Source organism: Streptomyces phytophilus, assembly GCF_013870535.1.
GTDB classification, from domain to species: Bacteria; Actinomycetota; Actinomycetes; order Streptomycetales; family Streptomycetaceae; genus Streptomyces; species Streptomyces phytophilus.
This window is the reverse complement of record NZ_JACBXC010001381.1, coordinates 1-1,526: the sequence shown is the minus strand read 5'-3', so window position 1 is coordinate 1,526 and position 1,526 is coordinate 1. Positions and strand designations below refer to the sequence as shown.

General features: G+C 74.2%; 1 protein-coding gene. It reads left to right on the top strand.

Translation table 11 applies throughout. The annotated features are described in order from the left end of the window. A partial coding sequence (locus tag H5J30_RS32560) for a bactofilin family protein (protein WP_181791264.1) occupies positions 1-1,526 on the top strand: 1,526 nt, incomplete at both ends.

Below are 1,526 nucleotides of genomic sequence, written 5' to 3'. Positions count from 1 at the left end.
GCGGTGCAGCTCACCGGCGCGCGGATCACCGGCCGCCTCGCGCTCGACCACGCCGACGTGGAGCACCATCTGCGGCTCCAGGAATGCTCGTTCGAGGAGTCCGTCGACCTCTACGGAGCCCGTACGCGCCAGCTCAGCTTCAACGGCTCGCATCTGCCGGGCCTGCTCGCCTCCCACCTCTGGGCCGAGGGCAGCCTCCGCCTCACCGGCTGCACGACCAGCGGCAAGATCCGGCTCGTCGCCACCCGCATCGCCGGCACCCTCATACTCAACGGCGCCCGCCTCCACGGCCCCGAAGGCGAGGCGCTCAACGCCACCCGCCTCCAGGTCGACAACGACATCCTGATGCGCGACGACTTCTCCGCCCGGGGGACGGTCGTGCTGCGCAGCGCCCGCATCGGCGGCAGCATCGACCTGCGCGCCGCCACCCTCACCCCCGGCCCGGACGGGATCACGCTCGACGCCGCCCGGATCCAGATCGACGGCGACCTGTCCGCGTACCGGCTGACGGCCACCGGCAGGCTCGCCGCCCGCGGCGCCGCCATCACCGGCGCGCTGTTCCTGCGCGCCGCCACGCTCGACCACCCGGCCGGGCAGACCCTCGACGTCCCCGGCGCGCACATCGGCTCCGACGTCGTGCTGGACAAGGGCTTCTGCTCCCGCGGCGAGATGCGGATCGCCGGCACGGCGATAGGCAGCAGGCTGGTGATGAGCGGTGCCGAGCTGCGGGGAGACGCGGAGGGTACCGCCCTCAACGCGTACGGGATCCAGGTCGGCGGGGACGTCGAGGGGGACCACGTGACGGCCACCGGCCGAGTCGTGCTGTCCGGTGCGCAGATCACCGGCCGCCTCGACCTCGCCGGCAGCAGCATCGCCCGGCACACCCCCGAGGCCACCGCGCTCTCCGTACGCCGCACCAGCAGCCCCGAGGCCGACCTGCGCACCGCCCGGCTCCACGGCGCTCTCGACCTGCGCCACTCCACCTTCGGGGTGCTGCACGACACCGCCGGCTCGTGGCCGTCCCGCGTCCACCTCGACGGCACCGTCTACGGCCAGCTCCACGCCCCGCTCTCCGCCGCCGAGCGGCTGCCCTGGCTGAGCCGGGGCGACAGCGCGTACGTTCCGCAGCCGTACGAGCAACTCGCCGCCGAGTACCGCCGTCTGGGCCACGACGACGACGCCCGCCGCGTCCTGCTCGCCAAGCAGCGCGCCCGCCGCGTCCGGCTGCCCTGGTACGCCCGCGTCTGGGGCGTCGTGCAGGACGGTGTCGTCGGCTACGGCTACCGCCCCGAACTCGCCGTCGCCTGGCTGGCCGGGCTGCTGGCGCTGGGCTCCCTGCTCTTCCGGGCCGACCGGCCGCGGCCGCTGGAGCCGGACAAGAAGATCGGGTTCAACCCGTTCGTCTACACCCTGGACACGCTGCTGCCGGTCGTCGACTTCGGCCAGGGCAACGCGTTCGCGCCCGGCGGCGGCGCGCAGTGGGTGGCGTATCTGCTCACCGCCGCCGGGTGGATCCTCGCCACCGC